Here is a 17,217-nt window from a genome sequence, read left to right on the forward strand (position 1 = left end):
TCAGCCGGCCGGCATCTGCTGCTGGGCGCGGGTGAGTTCGGCCTTCACCGACTCGTCGGTGACGGGCTTCCCGGCGGCGGCCCCGGCGAGCAGGTTCTTCACGGCGGTGCCGACCAGGGTCTCGAACTGGCTCTCGTCGGCGACCTGCGGCAGCGGGGCGGCGCCGGTGGCCAGCACCTCGGCCAGGGTGCGCAGTTCGGGGGTGGCGAAGGCGGGGTCGGCCTGCGCGTCCTTGACCGGGGGGATCGAGCCGTAGGTCCTGTTGAGCTTCGTCTGCTCCTCGGTGCCGGTCATGAACTTCACGAACTTCAGGGCGCCGTCGGTGTTGTGGGTGTTGCGGAAGACCGCGAGGTTGATGCCGGCGACCATCGAGGTGGTGGCGCGTTCGCCGGTGGCGCCGGCCGGGGCGGGGACGGGGGCCACGCCGTAGTCCTCGGGGTTCATGCCGTGGGACTTGAGGTTGGCGCCGGCGGCCTGCCACATCAGCATGGCGGCCTTGCCGGTGGCGAAGTCGGTGACGGACTGGTTGTTGGCGTACTCGGCGTTGCCGGGGGCGGCGATCCGCTCGGTGCCGAGGAGGCCGACGTACTGCTTGACGGCGGCGACGGCGCCGGGGCTGTCGAAGGCGGGCCGGCCGGCCGGGTCGAAGAAGTCGGCGCCGTGCTGCTTGGCGAGGACGAAGGCGTGGTGGACGTTCTCGGAGGGGTTGCCGCCCTCGATGGCGAGGCCGTGGCGGTCGCCGGTGGTGAGCCGCCTGCCGTCGGCGACCAGTTCCTCCCAGGTGGCCGGCGGCCTGTCGATCCCGGCCTCGGCGAACAGCCGCTTGTTGTAGTACAGGCCGTAGGCCATGGAGTAGAGCGGGACGGCCGCCGGGTCCTTGCCGGGGGCGCCGGCCGAGGCCAGGGCGGCGGGCAGGAAGCGCTCCTTGCCGCCGATCCGGTCGAGGGCGGCGGTGTCGAAGGGCAGCAGGGCGCCGGTGGCCTGGAGCGAGGCGGACCAGGTGTTGCCGATGTTGAGGACGTCGGGGCCCTGGCCGGAGGTGGTGGCGGCGAGGATCCGGTTCAGCAGGTCGGACCAGGGGATCACCTCCAGCTTCACCTTGATGCCGGTCTGCTGCTCGAAGGCCTTCAGCTCCGGCTCCAGGACCTGGCGGTCGTTCTCCAGGCTGGTGCCCTGGTTGGAGGCCCAGTAGGTGAGCGTGCCGGGGCTGCTGTTGTCGCCGCCGGTGCCGGATCCGCCGGAGCAGGCGGTGGCGGTGAGGACCAGGGTGGCGGCCAGCGTGGTGGCCGCGGTGCGGCGTCTGATGGGCATGCCGGTGACCCTCTCGGGTGGGAATGGGCGTGGATGGGCCGGTTCTGTGGTGAAGTAGCCTGACCAGAGGCTTACTTCAAGGCGTGATTTAACGTCCGAGGAAAGCTTCCGTCAAGGGTTCGGGCAACGGTAGATTCGGGTCAGGAGGGAGATCCCATGACCGCGCAAGGCAAGAAGACGGTGCGTGACCTGCGCAGGGGCAGTCGTTCGACGCTGCTGCGGCGGCTGTACTTCGACGGGCCGCTCAGCCGCCAGGAACTCGGCACGCTCACGGGGCTGAGCGCCGGATCGGTCAGCAACGTGACGGGCGAGCTGCTCGCGGACGGGCTGATCGAGGAGTGCGGCTCGGTGGAGTCGGACGGCGGCCGCCCCCGGATCATGCTGCGGGTCGCCCCCGGGCGGGCCCATCTGGTCGGGGTGGACGTCGGGGAGACGCAGGTCCGGGTGGCCCTGTTCGACCTGGCCCGCACCGAGCTGGCCGCCAGCGACCGGCCGCTGTCGGACTGCGGGCACGACGCGGACCACGTGGTGGAGCTGATCCTCGCCGGGCTGGCCGAGGTGCTGGAGCGCACCGGCACCGACCCGGCGAGCGTCCTCGGCGTCGGCATCGGCGTGCCGGGCATCGTCGAGCAGGGGGATCCGGCCTCGGACGGCCTCGGCATCGTCGTGCACGGCCAGACCGTCGGCTGGGACGCCGTCCCGCTGGGCCGGCTGCTGCGGGCCGGCACCGACCTGCCGCTGTTCGTGGACAACGGTGCCAAGACGCTCGGCCAGGCCGAGATGTGGTTCGGGGCCGGGCGCGGGGTGCGGCACGCGGTGATCGCCCTGTTCGGCTCCGGGGTCGGCGCCTGCGTGGTCGCCGACGGCGCCCGGTTCCGCGGTGCGACCAGCAGCGCGGGGGAGTGGGGCCACACCAAGGTCCACGTCGGCGGACGCCGCTGCCGGTGCGGGGCCCGGGGCTGCCTGGAGGCGTACGTCGGGGCCGAGGCGCTGCTGGAGCGCTGGGAGGCGGCGCCGTCCGGCGTCGGGGAGAAGGCCGGGATCGCCGCCCTGCTGGCGGCCGCCGAGGCGGGTGAGCCCGCCGCCGCCGAGCTGCTCGCCGAGGCCGCGGAGTACCTCGGCGCCGCCATCGCCGACCTGGTCAACCTGTTCAACCCCGAGCGGATCGTGATCGGCGGCTGGGCCGGCCTGCTGCTGGGCCCCCGGCTGCTGCCGGCGATCCGCACGGCGGCCACCGCGTACGCGCTGCGCTTCCCGCGGGAGCAGACCTCGATCGTGCTGGGCACGCTCGGGCCGGAGGCGGTCACGGTGGGTGCCGCGACCCTCCCGCTGACCGAGTTCCTGGAGTCCGGCGGCGAGCCCCCGCGCCGGTCCGCCGACCTGCCACGGGCCCTGCCCACCGGCCGGTCCTGACCTGGAGGGCATCGCCAACTCGCCCTGCCGATAGCTAGTTCACGGTGTGAGGAAAGTCCGCCCGAAGGGTTGACACCGCGGATCGCCAGCCCCGAGACTCCGGTCGGGGGCGCTCCCCGGGTCAGGCCGCGTCAGGCCTGCCACGGCCCGGTGGTGATGCTCCGTCACGACTCCGGCGCCGCCCCACCCCGGCGGTCCGCGCCGCGCCGACTCCCGACCCGTCCGTCGGCGCGGACCGGAGGCTCGTCGTCCCCCCACCACCCGGCGCCTGCGTCGCGCCGGGTGCGGACACGTGGTGCGCCCCCGCTCCCACCCACCCCCCACCGCAGGAGAAGCCCATGAGGCTCGCTTCAGCACGCCCCCGCAGGGCACCGGCCGCACTGCTCGGCCTGGCCCTGCTCTCCGGCACCGCCCTGGCCCTGCCCGGGCCGGTCGCCCATGCCGCCGACACCCTGATCTCCCAGGGCCGGTCGGTCACCGCCTCGTCCACCGAGAACGGCGGCACGCCGGCCGCCGCCGCGGTGGACGGTGACACCGGGACTCGCTGGTCCTCCGCCGCGAGCGACCAGCAGTGGCTCCAGGTCGACCTCGGCGCCGTCGCCGACCTCACCAAAGTGGTGCTCAACTGGGAGGCCGCGTACGGACGTTCGTACCAGATCCAGGCCTCCGACGACGGCGCGAACTGGCGGACGCTGTACACCGCCGCGAACGGCGCCGGCGGCACCGAGGCGCTCGCCGTCAGCGGCAGCGGCCGCTACGTCCGGATGAACGGGCTCACCCGGGGCACCGGATACGGCTACTCGCTCTGGGAGTTCCAGGTCTTCGGCACCTTCGCCCCGGCCGGCTCCGACTGCGCCGCCGCGAACGCCGCCCAGGGCCGGCCGGTCACCGCCTCGTCCACCGAGAACGCCGGCACGCCGGCCGCCGCCGCGGTGGACGGTGACACCGGGACTCGCTGGTCCTCCGCCGCGAGCGACCAGCAGTGGCTCCAGGTCGACCTCGGCGCCGTCCGCCCGCTCTGCCGGGTGGTGCTCAACTGGGAGGCCGCGTACGGGCGTTCCTACCAGATCCAGGCCTCCGACGACGGCGCGAACTGGCGGACGCTGGCCGGCATCGCGAACGGCCGCGGCGGCACCGAGACGCTCGCCGTCAGCGGCAGCGGCCGCTACGTCCGGATGAACGGCACCGCACGCGGCACCGCCTGGGGCTACTCGCTCTGGGAGTTCCAGGTGAACACGGCCGACGGGCCGACCGTGCCGCCGGTGCAGGGCGGCGGGGACCTCGGGCCCAACGTCCTGGTCTTCGACCCCGCCACCCCCGGCATCCAGGCCAAGGTCGACGAGGTCTTCGCCCAGCAGGAGTCCAACCAGTTCGGCGACGCGCGCTACGCGCTGCTCTTCAAGCCCGGCAGCTACCAGAACCTCAACGTCCAACTCGGCTTCTACACCTCGGTCGCCGGGCTCGGACTCAAGCCCGACGACACCCTCGTCAACGGCGACGTGACGGTCGACGCCGGCTGGTTCAACGGCAACGCCACGCAGAACTTCTGGCGCTCCGCCGAGAACCTGGCGCTGAACCCGGTCAGCGGCACCGACCGCTGGGCCGTCGCCCAGGCCGCCCCGTTCCGCCGGATGCACGTCAAGGGCGGGCTCAACCTCGCGCCCGCGGGCTACGGTTGGGCCAGCGGCGGCTACATCGCCGACAGCCGGATCGACGGGAGCGTCGGCAACTACTCCCAGCAGCAGTGGTACACCCGGGACAGTGCCGTCGGCGGCTTCTCCAACGGCGTCTGGAACCAGACCTTCTCCGGCGTCCAGGGCGCCCCGGCACAGAGTTTCCCCAACCCGCCCTACACCACGCTGGACACCACCCCGGTCTCCCGGGAGAAGCCCTTCCTCTACCTGGACGGCAACGACTACAAGGTGTTCGTCCCCGCCAAGCGCACCAACGCCCGCGGGGTCTCCTGGGACGGCACCCCGCAGGGCGCCTCGCTGCCGCTCGACCGCTTCTACCTGGTCAAGCCCGGCGCCACCGCGGCGACCATCAACGCCGCCCTGGCCCAGGGCCTCAACCTGATCTTCACCCCCGGCGTCTACCACGTCGACCGGCCGATCGAGGTCACCCGCCCGGACACCGTCGTGCTCGGCCTGGGCCTGGCGACCGTCGTCCCCGACAACGGGGTGACCGCGATCAAGGTGGCCGACGTGGACGGCGTCAGGCTGGCCGGGCTGCTGGTGGACGCCGGCCCGGTCCGGTCCGCCGCCCTGGTGCAGGTCGGCCCGGACGGCTCCGGCGCCGACCACTCCGCCGACCCGACCAGCCTCCAGGACGTCTTCATCCGGGTCGGCGGGGCCGGCCCCGGCTCCGCCACCGCGGGCATTGTGGTCAACAGCGACGACGTCCTGATCGACCACACCTGGATCTGGCGCGCCGACCACGGCGCCGGCGTCGGCTGGGACACCAACCCCGCCGACTACGGCCTGCTGGTGCGCGGGGACGACGTGCTCGGCACCGGCCTGTTCGTCGAGCACTTCAAGAAGTACGACGTCGAGTGGTCCGGCGAGCGCGGCCGGACGGTCTTCTTCCAGAACGAGAAGGCCTACGACGCCCCGAACCAGGCCGCCGTGCAGAACGGCCCCACCAAGGGCTTCGCCGCCTACAAGGTCGACGACTCGGTGACCGTGCACGAGGGTTGGGGCCTCGGCAGCTACTGCTACTTCAACGTGGACCCGACGATCCGGATGGACCACGGCTTCGAGGCCCCCGTCCGTCCGGGCGTGCGGTTCCACGACCTGCTGGTGGTCTCGCTCGGCGGCAACGGCCAGTATGAACACGTCGTGAACTCCACCGGGGCCGCGACCTCCGGCACCGCCACCACCCCGTCGACGGTGGTCTCCTTCCCCTGACCTCCTCCGGACCGCCCCGACCGCGGTGCGGTCCGGCCCCGACGGGCCGGGCCGCACCCGGCGGCGAACGTGCCCCGTACGGAAGTTGGACGACTGTTAACCCCCGCGCGACCTGCTGATTCCCGCCCCGGCCGGGCCGCCGCGATCAGATGATCACCGGCCGGGCGCGGCCCCGGCGGGAGGTGTTCCACCGCTCGGCCACTGGCGCTAATGGTCTATACCAATGGGGTACTGTGACCGCCGGAGCTGTCAGAAACGCGGCTGTGGGGGCCTCATGACCGTCCAACACCTTCCTCAACCTCCTTCCGATCAGGAGCTCTATTGGTATTTCGGGCCGCAGCGCCGCTGGGTGCTGATCTGCACCTCGCTCGCCTTCGTCTTCACAGCGGCGACCATGTTCACCTTCTCGCTGCGGACCCCGGCCCTGTGGGGCTTCCTCGCCGTCCTCGGCCTCAACGTCGTCGCCCTGGCACTGTCCTCGGTCAACAGCCTGCGCCAGCGCCGGCTGACCCGGCAGTCCCACGAGGTGCTGGTCAACGCCTGGAACCCCGGCGAGCTGCCGACCGTCGACCTGTACCTGCCCACCTGCGGTGAACCGCTCGACGTCCTGGAGAACGCCTACCGGGCGGTCCGGGACCTCGACTGGCCGGGTGCGCTGACCGTCTGGGTCCTGGACGACGCGGACCGCGCCGAGGTCGCCGAACTGGCGGCCGCGCACGGCTACTCGTACGTCGTCCGGCCCGACCGCGGGCACCTCAAGAAGGCCGGCAACCTCAACCACGCGCTCACCCTGAGCAGCGCGGAGTACATCGCCATCCTGGACGCCGACTTCGCCCCGCGCCGGGACTTCCTGCGGCACCTGGTGCCGTACCTCGCCGATCCCCGGATCGGCATCGTGCAGAGCCCGCAGTGCTTCGACACCGACGAGTCCATGGACTGGATCCAGCGCGCCGCCGGCTCCGCCCAGGAGTGGTTCTTCCGGTGGATCCAGCCCTCCCGGGACGCCAGCGACGCGGCCATCTGCTGCGGGAGCAACGCGGTCTACCGGCGCTCGGCCATCGACGCGGCCGGCGGCTTCGCCCGACTCGACCACAGCGAGGACCTGTTCACCGGCCTCGGCCTCTACGAGCAGGGGTACCGGACCCTCTACGTCCCGGTGCTGGTCGCCAAGGGCACCTCGCCCGACAACCTGGCGTCCTTCGTCAACCAGCAGTACCGCTGGGCGATGGGCAACCTTCACCTGCTCGGCTCGCCCGTGCTCAAGCGGATCCGCGCGCCCTGGCGGATGCGGCTCTGCTTCTACGAGGGCATCGTCGGCTACCTGGCCGCCTCGGTGAACCTCTTCGTGGCCCCGCTGCCGCCGCTGGTGATGATGTTCTGGTACCCGGACCAGATCCGGCCCTGGCACGTCCTGCCGCTGCTCGCGCCGCTCTGGCTCTGGCACGTCCTGCTGCCCCGGATCAGCCGGACCCGCTGGCGGATCGAGGTGATCCGCTCGAACGTCCTGATGAGCGTGGCCGCCGCGGCCGCCTTCTGGCACACCCTGCGCGGCCGCAGCGCGGCCTGGGTGCCCACCGGCGCGGGGCGGGCGAAGCCCGGCGGCCTGGCCCGCCGGGTGGTCCTGGTCTCGCTCGGCTGGCTCTGCGCCTCGATCGGCGCGGCCGCCGCCGGGCTCGCCCTGGCCACCGCCCGCAACGGCTGGGGGCACACCTGGGGCCTCGGCCTCTACCTCGCCGTCCAGTGCCAGGTCGGCCTCCCGCTGATCCGCGACCTGCTCGGCGAGCTCCGGCCCGCCCGCGCGGACCGCGCCGCCGCCGCCACCGGCCCGGACGGTGCCACCGGCCCGGACCGCACCGCCGCACCGGCCCGACGCCGGCTCGGACTGCCGGCCCTGCGCCCGACCGGCCCCGGCATGCTGCCCAGGCGCTGGCCCGAAGCGCTGGCCGCCACCGCCACTCTCGTGCTCACCGCTCTGCTTGCCTCCGGCTGGGTCAGCCCGATGCTGCCCTGGCTGGGGTGAAAGGTCATCACACCGATGTCTGAGACCACGGCGACGGACCTCCGTCCGGAGTCCTACACCATCCCCGGCCCGCCACCCGGCGGCTCCGGCTCCCGGAGGTCCGGCACCCCGGGGCCGACACCCCGCTCCGCCGGCTTCCGCCCCGACATCGAGGGCCTGCGCGCGGTGGCGGTCCTCGCGGTGCTCGCCTTCCACGCCTCCCTCCCCGGCCTGGCCGGCGGATTCGTCGGCGTGGACGTCTTCCTCGTCATCTCCGGCTACCTGATCACCGGACTCCTGGTGCGCGAGGCGGTCACCACCGGCCGCGTCCGGCTGGGGGAGTTCTTCTCCCGCCGGGCGCGCCGGCTGCTGCCCTCCGCCGCGGTCGTGCTCGGCGCGGTCGCGCTGGCCGGCGCCTGGCTCACCGTCCCGCTGCGCCGCGCCGACCTGGAGTACGACGTCCTCGCCGCGGCCCTGTCCGTGGCCAACTGGCGCTTCGTCGCCCAGCAGACCGACTACCTCGCGGCCGGCCGGGACCCGAGCCCGCTGCTGCACTTCTGGTCGCTCGCCGTCGAGGAGCAGTTCTACCTGTTCTGGGCGCCGCTGCTCGCGGTGCTGGTCCTCCTCACCGCCCGGGCCGCCCGCCGCGGCGCCGCCGTGCGCTCGGTGGCGACCGCCGTCGCCGGGGCGGCGACCGTCGGCTCCTTCGCCCTGTCGCTGCACTGGACGCACGGCTCCGTCTCGCTCGCCTACCTCGGCACGCCCTCCCGGGTCTGGCAGTTCGGAGTGGGCGCGCTGCTCGCCCTGCTGCCCTGGCACCGGCTGCCCGGACCGCGCGCGCTGCGCGTGCCGGCCGGCTGGGCCGGACTGGGCGCGATCGCCTGGTGCATCCTCCGCTACGACGCCACCACCCCCTACCCCGGGTACGCGGCGCTCGTCCCGACGCTCGGCGCCGCCGCCGTCATCCTCGCGGGCACACCGGACCGCAGCGGCGCCGGCCAGGCACCCGGCACCGGCCTCGGCGCGGACCGGCTGCTGGGCCTGCGCGCCCCGCGGGCCGTCGGCCGGCTCTCCTACAACCTCTACCTGTGGCACTGGCCGGTCCTGGTCCTCGCCGAGGCGCGGCTCGGGGCCCTCGGCTGGCCGGCCAAGGCGGCGCTGACCGTGGCCGCCGCACTGCCCGCCGCGGCGGTGCTGCGCTGGATCGAGCAGCCGCTGCGCCGCAACCGGACGGTCTCCGAACTCCCCAGGCGGGGGCTCTCGTTGGGGATCGCCGCGGTGATCATCCCGGTGGTGCTGGCGCTGGTCGTCGGCACCGGGACCTTGCGCCTGCTCGGTCCGGCCGCCCCCGTCGACATGCTCGGCCTGCCGCCCGGCTCACCCGACGGCACCTCCCTGCTGGCGCGCACCGCCACCCCGCCCAAGGGCGGCCCGGTGGTGCCGGACGCCGTCCAGGCCCGCAAGGACTTCCCGCCCGACGGTGAGTGCGAGGTGGCCCCGAGCGCCACCACCAGCCCGGCCTGCCTGTTCGGCGAGACCGGCAGCCTGGACCGGATCGTGCTGCTCGGCGACTCGCACGCCGGCCAGTGGTTCTCACCGCTGCTGGCCATCGCGGCCGGCCGCCACTGGGCCCTGGAGGAGCTGGTCAAGCAGGGCTGCCCGCTGCCCGAACTCACGGTGGTCAACCCGCAGTTGGGCCGCACCTACCGGGAGTGCGACAGCTGGCGGGCGAACAGCCTGGCCCGGCTGCAGCAGGGGCCGAAGCCCAAGCTGGTCGTGGTCTCCTCGCTCAACCGCTACACGGACGACCAGGACCTCCTGCTGCAGGCCTGGGAGAAGACCCTGGCACCGCTGCGCGCGATGGGCGTGCCGATCGTCTACCTCCAGGACACCCCGATCCCGGGGACGGACATCCCGGCCTGCGTCTCCGGGCACACCGACGACCCGGCGGCCTGCGCGTTCGCCCGGGACGGCGCCCAGTGGCCGGACCCGCTCGCGGCGGCGATCGCGGCCGGCCGGGTGCCCGGCGTCCGGTCCGTCGAGGTGAACTCGGTGCTCTGCCCGGGGGCGGGGCGCACCTGCCCGGCGGTCCTGGAGCGGATCCTGCTCTACCGCGACGACGCGCACCTGACCAACGTGGCGGCCGTCGTCCTCACCCCGAGGCTCGAACGGCTGCTCACCGAGGCCGGGTTGGTGCCCGCCGTCACACCGGGCGGCTCGGCGGGCGGTGCCGCGGGCGGCGCCGCGGCGGGGCCGGACGGCTGGACGCAGGTCCTGCGGGACGACTTCGACGGTCCCGGCGGCAGCCGGCCCTCCGCCACGAACTGGCAGTACGACCTGGGCACCTGCTACCCGGGCTGCCCGGCCGCCCAGTGGGGCACCGGGGAGATCGAGACGATGACCGACTCGACCGCCAACGTCCGCCTCGACGGCAGGGGCGCATTGGAGATCGTGCCCACCCTGGAGAACGGCCGCTGGAGCTCGGGCCGGATCGAGTCCCGCCGGGCGGACCTCGCGCCCCCGCCGGGCGGGGTGATGCGGATCGAGGCCTCGATCGCGCTGCCCGACGTCACCGGGCCCGCGGCCGCGGGCTACTGGCCGGCCTTCTGGACCCTCGGGTCCGGGCTGCGCGACGGCTACACCGGGTGGCCGGCGATCGGCGAGCTCGACGTGATGGAGAACGTCAACGGCCGTGACTCCGTCTTCGGCACGATGCACTGCGGCACGCTGGACGGCGGCCCCTGCCAGGAGCCCAAGGGCCTCGGCTCGGGCGACCGGGCGTGCCAGGACTGCCGGACGGGCTTCCACTCCTACGCGGTGGAGGTCGACCTGACGCCCGGCGCCGAGCAGGTGCGCTGGTACCTCGACGGGCGCGAGTACCACCGGGTGACGGCGGCCGGGATGGACGCCGCGACCTGGGACCGGGCCGTGCACCACGGGCTGTTCCTGATCCTGAACGTGGCCGTGGGCGGCAACCTGCCCGCCGCGCTCGGCGGCGTCCCGGGCCCGGCCACCGAACCCGGTCACCCGATGCGGGTCGACTACGTCGCGGTCTCGACCCGGGGCGGCGGCCACTCCTGACGCCGGCGCCGTGCACGCCGTCCGGGCCCGGGAGCGCAGTCCGCTCCCGGGCCCGGACGGCGTTCCGGGGTGTTCCAGGGGGTTCCGGGCTCTCCGGCGGGCCCCGGTGGTGCGGTGTGTCCGCGCGTACCGGCGTTCGGGTGGCCCGCGGTCCGGCTGACGGGCCGCCACGGCCGTGCTTGCGCCCTGTCGTTTCGGCAGGGCCTAGCGTGGGCGGGTCGCCGCAGGTAGAGAGGCTGGAGCCGCCCGATGACCCTCCGTTCTTCCCGTTCATGGCGGACCGCTGTCGCGGCCGGCGCGGCGGCCGGGCTGCTGCTCGGCGCCGCCGGCTGTTCCAGCGGCGGGGGCGGATCGTCCGCCTCCTCCGGTGCCGCGGCCGTCTCCTCCCTCGCCTCGGCCGCTTCGTCCCTCGCCTCGTCCCTTGCCTCCGCCTCCGCCTCCGTCTCGGCGAGCGCGTCCGCGTCCGCGTCCGGCTCACCGTCCGGGTCGCCGTCCGCCTCCGCCTCCGCGGGCAAGATGGTGGTGACGATCAAGAACTTCGCGTTCCATCCCGCGACCTTTACGGTGTCGCCGGGGACGACCATCACCGTCACCAACCAGGACGACACCGGGCACACGCTGACCGCCACCACACCCGGCCGCCAGTTCGACACCGGCCTGCTCTCGGCGGGGGAGTCGACGACGATCACCGCACCGTCCGGCCCCGGCCCGTACGCGTACCACTGCGACGTCCACCCGAACATGACGGGCACGCTCGTGGTGGCCTGACCGCGCCCGCCACCGGGCCGCACCCCTGCCGAACGGCGGGGGTGCGGCCCTGCCGTTTGAGGGGGTAGCGGGGCGCCGACTCCCGCCGAAGGCCGGGCCTGGATGCCGGCCGAGTTGACCTGACGAATAGTCAATATTCTTGACTGACAACAGAATTGATGCCGAAAAGCCGCCGTCGAGGCTGTTTGCATGTCTTCGACAAACTTATTCCTCATCAGTAACATAGCGCTCGCGGCCGTTCGCGCCGCCTTCGCGTCCCCTGATCACGAGCGGTCGTGTCCTCGTCCGCCGCTCCGGAAGAGTCTTGTTGAAGAGCTCCATAGGCACGGCCGTCCGCCCTGCCCTCGTCTCCCTGCTGCTGCTCGGCGCCGCCGCCTGCGGGCCGAACTCCGCTGTGCCGCAGGCCGGTTCGACCGCCGCCGACGCGGTCGCCCCGGTCGTCCCGTCCGTCGCCGCCTCCCCGGCGGGGGTCGCGACGCCCCGGTCGGGGGCCGGTGCGCCGCGCGCCGCCGCCTCGACGCCGGCCGCCGCCCCGCCCGCGTCCCAGCGCCCCGCGGCGGGCGCCCTGCCGGTGGCGGCGGCCCAGCCCGGCGTCCAGCAGGTCGCCATCGGGACCCCCGGGAAGGACGGCGCCGCCGTCTCCTCCGCGGCGAGCACCCTGCAGCTGGCCGCCTACGACCCGGTCAAGGGCACGGCGGTGCTGTCCGGAGCCGCGGCGGCCACCGCCCCCGCGGGCCCGGCCTCGCCCTCCGCCGCAGCCACGTCCGCGCCGGCCTCCGCGGCGGCCTCCGCGCCCGCGGCCTCGCCCGCGTTGCCGTCCGCGCCGTCCTCCGGCTCCTCGGCCACGCCCCCGCAGACGGGCCAGGCCGCGGCCGTCAAGCCCGGCCAGCTCATCGCCAGCCCGCCGACGGCCGCCGCCCCCCAGGGCGCGCTGGTCGCGGTGACCGAGGTGCGCCCCGGCACCGGGGACACCGTCGGCATCTCGACCCGGCCGGCCACCCTGGCCGAGCTGCTGGGCGGAGCCGAGGCGGACGGCCAGGTCGCCGTCGACCCGCAGGCCATCAAGGTGACCCCGCTGGTCAAGGACCTCAAGGCCACCGTGGGCCGGGAGAACGGCACGACCCGGGCCGACGCCTCCGGCACCCTGGAGGTCGACGTCAAGGCCCCGATCCCGCTGCCCGACGGCGCGAGCGCCGACGCGTCCGGATCCCTGCAGCTGCACCCGGCCGTCCACTTCGCCTACCACGGGGCGGGCGCGGGCAGCCCGCGCACCGCGTCGATCGGCTTCGACCTCGGCGCCCACGCCCAGTGGAAGGTCACCGGCGACCTCGGCCGCGCCACCGGCACCCCGGTGCGCCTGCCGTTCGCCAAGCTCCAGGCCAGCCCCGTCCTCACGGTCGCGGGCCTGCCGGTCGTGGTCAACCTCGGGCTGACCTGCTACCTGGAGATCAGCGCCGACGGCAAGGTCCACCTGGAGGCCGAGCAGGAGGTCACCGGCGCCTGGAGCGTCCGGGCCGACTACGCGGGCGACCGCGGCTGGAGCCCGGTCACCGACGCGGCGAACACGACGGTCTCCCCCGTCCGGCTGCGGCTCTCGGGCAAGGCGGCGGTGCGGGCCGGCCTCGGCGCCGAGGTGAGCGTCGGCCTGTACGACACGGTCGGCGTGGAGGCGACGCTGGCGCCGTACCTGCGCGGCCAGATCGACGGCTCGCTCGCCGTGGACACCTCGGGCAACCCGCCGCAGGTCCAGGGAAGTTGGGGCCTCTTCGGCGGGATCGACCTGAACGGGTCGCTGCTCGCGCACCTGAAGGTCTTCGGGACCCCGATCGTGGAGGGCAAGCTGCCGCTGCCGCCGTTCCACCGGGAGTGGCCGCTGCTGACCGGCGCGCTGCCCTCGTCCCGTCCGACGGGCTGAGCCGCCGCGGCACCGACAGCGACGCGAACCCCGGGCCGGCTACTCCGGCCCGGGGTTCGCGTCGCTGTCCACCCCCGCCGCCCGTGCGTCGTGCGCTTTCGATGAGTTGGTAACAACCCGTCAAGGCCTCTTGCTGGCAGTAGCGGTGGCCAGTTGAGTAGAGCCCGTCACGCGGGGTCCGTGCGTGACATTCGACCGGTTGTTTTCCGATGGGGGAGGAGTTCCGGACATGACCGCACCGGGACCGAACGGCGGGTTCAGCGTGAACACGCAGGCGCTCAACAGCGCCCAGACGGCACTGAACGGCATGGCGCTCGACAGCGCGAACATCGGTGCGCTCGCGAACGAGTCCACCGAGACCGCGGCCCAGGGGCACCGGGGGTGGGACACCGCGGCGGCGCTGCGCGCCTCCCTGACCGAGTGGCACGAACAGGTGGAGGCACTTACCGCGCGGCTGCACAAGAACAGTGCGGCCATGCAGCAGACCTCGCTCAACTACCAGTCCACCGACGGCTTCCTGGCCGACCCCTTCAAGGCGGGGTGAGCACCGTGCTCGGATACGAGGACGTCCTCAACGCAAAGCCCGAAACCCTCTCCGCCGCCGCCGTGCAGTGGCGCGCCATGGCCGAGCGCTTCCACGCCATGGAGGGGACGATGGACCGCGACGTGCTCGCGGTGACCGGCACAGGGTGGAACGGGCCGGTGTCCTATCTGGCCTCTATCCAACTGCAGGGCACCAAGGGCCAGATCGTCGCCGCGCAGGTCGAGGCGAGGGCCATGGCCTCCCTGCTCGACGACGCGGCCGCGGACTTCGCGGCCGCGCAGAAGCAGGTCCGGGACGCCGCCGACGGCGCCGTGAAGGCGGACCTCAAGGTCACCGGTACGGGCGTCGTGGTGTTCGACATCGGCATGTTCGACCCGCAGACCCGGAACGCGATCCAGCACGACCCCGGGGCGTCGCGGGAGTACCAGGAGGCCGCCGCCAAGTGGAGCGCCGCCATCCAGGCCGGGATGCAGCGCGCCACCGACGCCGACCAGCGGGCGTCACGCGCCCTGCGCAGCGCCTCCAAGGCCGGCAGTGTCGAGAACTCCTTCAACAAGGACGCCATCGGCGGCGGCGACGCGGCCGACGCCCAGCGGGCCGCGGCCCTCGCCACCCGGATCGACGGCCTCAACGCGGACGAGCTGCAGCAGCTGCAGAACCTGATGCGGGCCAACGCCGACAGCCCGCAGTTCTCGCAGGCGCTGCTCGACAAGCTCGGCACCGACGGCACCCTCAACCTGGCCGAGAAGCTCAACGACCCCGGCAAGGACGCCGCGAAGAAGGCCGCGTTCGCCGGTCTGCAGACCGACCTGACCCGATCCCTGGCCTCCGCCACCCAGGACACCAACAGCGACTTCTACCGCAGGTGGCGGGAGGAGATGAAGAAGACCGGGACGAAGAACTTCGGCTCCGGCACCGAACCGGTCTACGGCTACCAGATCCTCGGCACCCTGATGGCCAAGGGCGACGCCAAGTACTCCACCGGCTTCCTCAGCAACCTCGCCGACGACATCATCGAGGTCGAGAAGCACGACAAGAACCCGTGGGGCTACAAGGCCTCCCACGACGGCACCTCGCTCGGCGCGGACCCGTTGGACGAGGTCCTCGGCGTGATGGGCCGCCAGCCCGAGGTGGCCACCTCCTACCTGGACCCGGGCCCGGACGGCTCCAACAAGAGGCTGCACTTCCTGCTGAAGGACCGGGACTGGCCCGAGGGTTGGATGACCGCCTACGTCGCCCTGGCCAGGACGGACGACGCGCTCGCCCGGAGCGGTCTGGCCGCCGCTCTCGAAGCCGCCTCCACCGGCGAGCCGGCCGGCGCCCCCCACGACGGGAGGCACACCGAGGCACAGGCCCGCATCATGCACGACACCATCGTCACCCTGGACGAGGGCCACGGCGGGGACAACATCAAGGGCCCGTTGCGTCAGCCGCTCGCGAACGCGCTGGCCGACTACACCGGTGACACCCACGAGCTGCTCAACGGCCGCAACGACCTCTACAACGGCCACACCGGGCACGACTCGGTGTGGACGGAGGGAGACACCGTCCGGATGGCGGTCGGCCAGGACAGCCTGGTGCGGTTGATGCGCGGCGTCTCCGAGAACCCGGATGCGTACGGCACCCTGCACCAGGCCGAGACGGCGAAGGTCGCCCAGGAGTTCGCGGCCCTCGGGCCCAACCCCAGCAGTGACCAGCTGAAGGACGTGATGGGAAAGGGCGCGGCCGGGCTCGGCACCTACGACGCCATCCGGGCCGACATCGAGATGGACAAGCGCGACGACAAGAACGCCCAGGCCGACTGGAAGGCCAAGGCGCTCTACCACACCATCGGCACCCCGATCACCGCGGTGAAGTGGGTCGGCGACGGCGCCCAGCGCCTGCTCGACACCTGGACGTACGCGGTCAGCCTCGACGTCAAGGACCACAACAACAGCGAGGCCAACGCCAAGATCTCGGACACCTACCTGGGTGCCAACCGCGAGATGTCCGACCTGGTCGCCATCTGGGCCCGGGACCACGGCCGGAGCCCGGACAGCGCGGAGATCAACGCGCTCCAGGACGACATGCTCAACAGCCGCAACCGCAGCAACGACGTCGCCAGCCGCTACCTCGGGCGGGGCAACGCCTGACACCGGCAGGGTGCCGCTCCCGCCACCGGCTTCCCGGGGGCGGGAGCGGCGTCAGCCGGCGTCCTCGGAGGACTCCTCGGCCCGGCGCTCCGCGGCGCGGACCTGTTCGGCGAACTCGTCGGCCACGATCCGCTCCACCGTCGCCGCCCCGAAGCGCGCGGCCAGCCGGTCGGCCGGTTCCGGGGAGGACTCCCTGATGTCCAGGACCAGCAGCGACGCCCCGTCCGGCACCCGGGCCGACAGCACGATCAGCCCGGCCCCGTCGGCCGTCGTCCGGCCCTCCTCGGCGGCGTTGCCCAAGGCTGCCCCGGCGGCGAAGCCCAGCAGCATCCCGAGCGGGCCGCCCAGCAGCCCGACCAGGCCGCCGACCACGCCGGAGCCGACGGTCGCCACGCCCGCCCCCCGGGTGTAGCCCTCCCGCACCTCCAGCAGGCCGTCGGCGGAGCGCTCCAGCACCGCGCACTGGCGGATGCCCGGCAGGTGCTCGGCCTCCTCGAAGGCGGGGTGGCAGCCCTCGCCGCCCTCGAAGGTGAGCAGAACGACATGGTGCTGGTGGTCGGTCATCGCACTCCGATCGGGTCGGGCTCGCCGTGGACCTTCATCCTGGTCGCGGCCGACCGGGGGTGCCACTCAGAGCAGCCCCTCGGCTCCCCCGGGCGAGGCGTCCGAAACCTTCCGTCCTGTTCGACCGGTCGGCGTCGTCCGGATTCCGGTCACATGCCGCCCGGCGGGCGCGGAGCCCCGTCCGGCGGCCGAGGCGCAGGCCCGGGGCCCGCCCGGCGGGTCGCGGGGGCCCCGGGCCGGGCCGAGTCGGCAGCGCGATCCTGGCCGGAACCGAGCCGCGCCCGCGGCACGGCCCTGGTGCGGCGGATGACGCGCTGGGAGGATCCGGGGCCTGGCACGTTCATGTCGGATTCGACTCCCCAGGAGGCATCATGCTGCCCACGGCAGACCAGGTCCGCGCACTCAAGGACGAGGACTTCCGCCTGACCCTCGGCCAGGGCCACCAGCTGCACCCGGCCGGCGACCCGGCGGGCGAGGTCTACGTCACGGCCGCGGTGCAGAACAGCACCTGCTTCTCGCAGTCCAGCTGTAGCCGGCTCTGCAGCTTCTGAGCCGCCGCAGCCGCTGACCGCGCGGTGTGTCCC

Annotated in this window: 11 protein-coding genes; 9 read left to right on the forward strand and 2 right to left on the reverse strand. The window is 73.6% G+C overall.

What is annotated here, in order from left to right; translation table 11 throughout:
* On the reverse strand, positions 1–1,311 hold the full coding sequence (locus ACFVVX_RS07895; RefSeq protein ID WP_387942619.1) for an ABC transporter substrate-binding protein: 1,311 nt from the start codon (positions 1,309–1,311) through the stop codon (positions 1–3).
* Positions 1,312–1,467: 156 nt separating this feature from the next.
* On the opposite strand from ACFVVX_RS07895, the gene ACFVVX_RS07900 reads away from it, so the two are divergent.
* From ACFVVX_RS07900 to ACFVVX_RS07935, 8 genes are all read left to right on the forward strand, one after another.
* On the forward strand, positions 1,468–2,724 hold the full coding sequence (locus ACFVVX_RS07900; protein ID WP_387942621.1) for an ROK family protein: 1,257 nt from the start codon (positions 1,468–1,470) through the stop codon (positions 2,722–2,724).
* A gap of 338 nt (positions 2,725–3,062) precedes the next feature.
* The gene (locus ACFVVX_RS07905) at positions 3,063–5,630 is read left to right on the forward strand and encodes a discoidin domain-containing protein (protein WP_387942623.1); all 2,568 of its coding nucleotides are present in this window, start codon (positions 3,063–3,065) and stop codon (positions 5,628–5,630) included.
* A 274-nt stretch (positions 5,631–5,904) separates the two neighbouring features.
* Positions 5,905–7,650 carry a glycosyltransferase family 2 protein gene (locus ACFVVX_RS07910; protein WP_387942625.1) on the forward strand — a complete coding sequence of 582 codons (1,746 nt, stop codon included), beginning with the start codon at positions 5,905–5,907 and terminating at the stop codon, positions 7,648–7,650.
* A gap of 15 nt (positions 7,651–7,665) precedes the next feature.
* Complete coding sequence (locus tag ACFVVX_RS07915) at positions 7,666–10,710, forward strand: acyltransferase family protein (protein WP_387942627.1); 3,045 nt, start codon at positions 7,666–7,668, stop codon at positions 10,708–10,710.
* 249 nt (positions 10,711–10,959) lie between these two features.
* Positions 10,960–11,478 (forward strand): cupredoxin domain-containing protein, encoded by a 519-nt coding sequence (locus tag ACFVVX_RS07920; protein WP_387942629.1) that lies wholly within the window; start codon positions 10,960–10,962, stop codon positions 11,476–11,478.
* Positions 11,479–11,785: 307 nt separating this feature from the next.
* The gene (locus tag ACFVVX_RS07925; RefSeq protein ID WP_387942631.1) at positions 11,786–13,393 is read left to right on the forward strand and encodes a hypothetical protein; all 1,608 of its coding nucleotides are present in this window, start codon (positions 11,786–11,788) and stop codon (positions 13,391–13,393) included.
* Positions 13,394–13,622: 229 nt separating this feature from the next.
* Entirely contained in the window at positions 13,623–13,937 is a 315-nt protein-coding gene (locus ACFVVX_RS07930) for a hypothetical protein (RefSeq protein WP_387942633.1), read from the forward strand.
* Positions 13,934–16,069, forward strand: coding sequence for a hypothetical protein (locus tag ACFVVX_RS07935; protein WP_387942635.1), 2,136 nt, complete (start codon positions 13,934–13,936; stop codon positions 16,067–16,069). Before ACFVVX_RS07930 ends, ACFVVX_RS07935 begins: the two co-directional genes overlap by 4 nt.
* 51 nt (positions 16,070–16,120) lie before the next feature.
* Here ACFVVX_RS07935 and ACFVVX_RS07940 read toward each other — a convergent pair whose 3' ends face one another.
* A complete protein-coding gene (locus ACFVVX_RS07940) occupies positions 16,121–16,633 on the reverse strand; it encodes a histidine kinase (protein ID WP_387942637.1) in 513 nt (170 codons plus the stop codon).
* Positions 16,634–17,004: 371 nt separating this feature from the next.
* Here ACFVVX_RS07940 and ACFVVX_RS07945 point away from each other — a divergent pair, with 371 nt between their 5' ends.
* Positions 17,005–17,184 carry a hypothetical protein gene (locus ACFVVX_RS07945; RefSeq protein ID WP_387942639.1) on the forward strand — a complete coding sequence of 60 codons (180 nt, stop codon included), beginning with the start codon at positions 17,005–17,007 and terminating at the stop codon, positions 17,182–17,184.
* The last annotated feature ends 33 nt before the right edge of the window (positions 17,185–17,217 follow it).

It is taken from the genome of Kitasatospora sp. NPDC058170, assembly GCF_042883905.1.
Taxonomy (GTDB): domain Bacteria; phylum Actinomycetota; class Actinomycetes; order Streptomycetales; family Streptomycetaceae; genus Kitasatospora.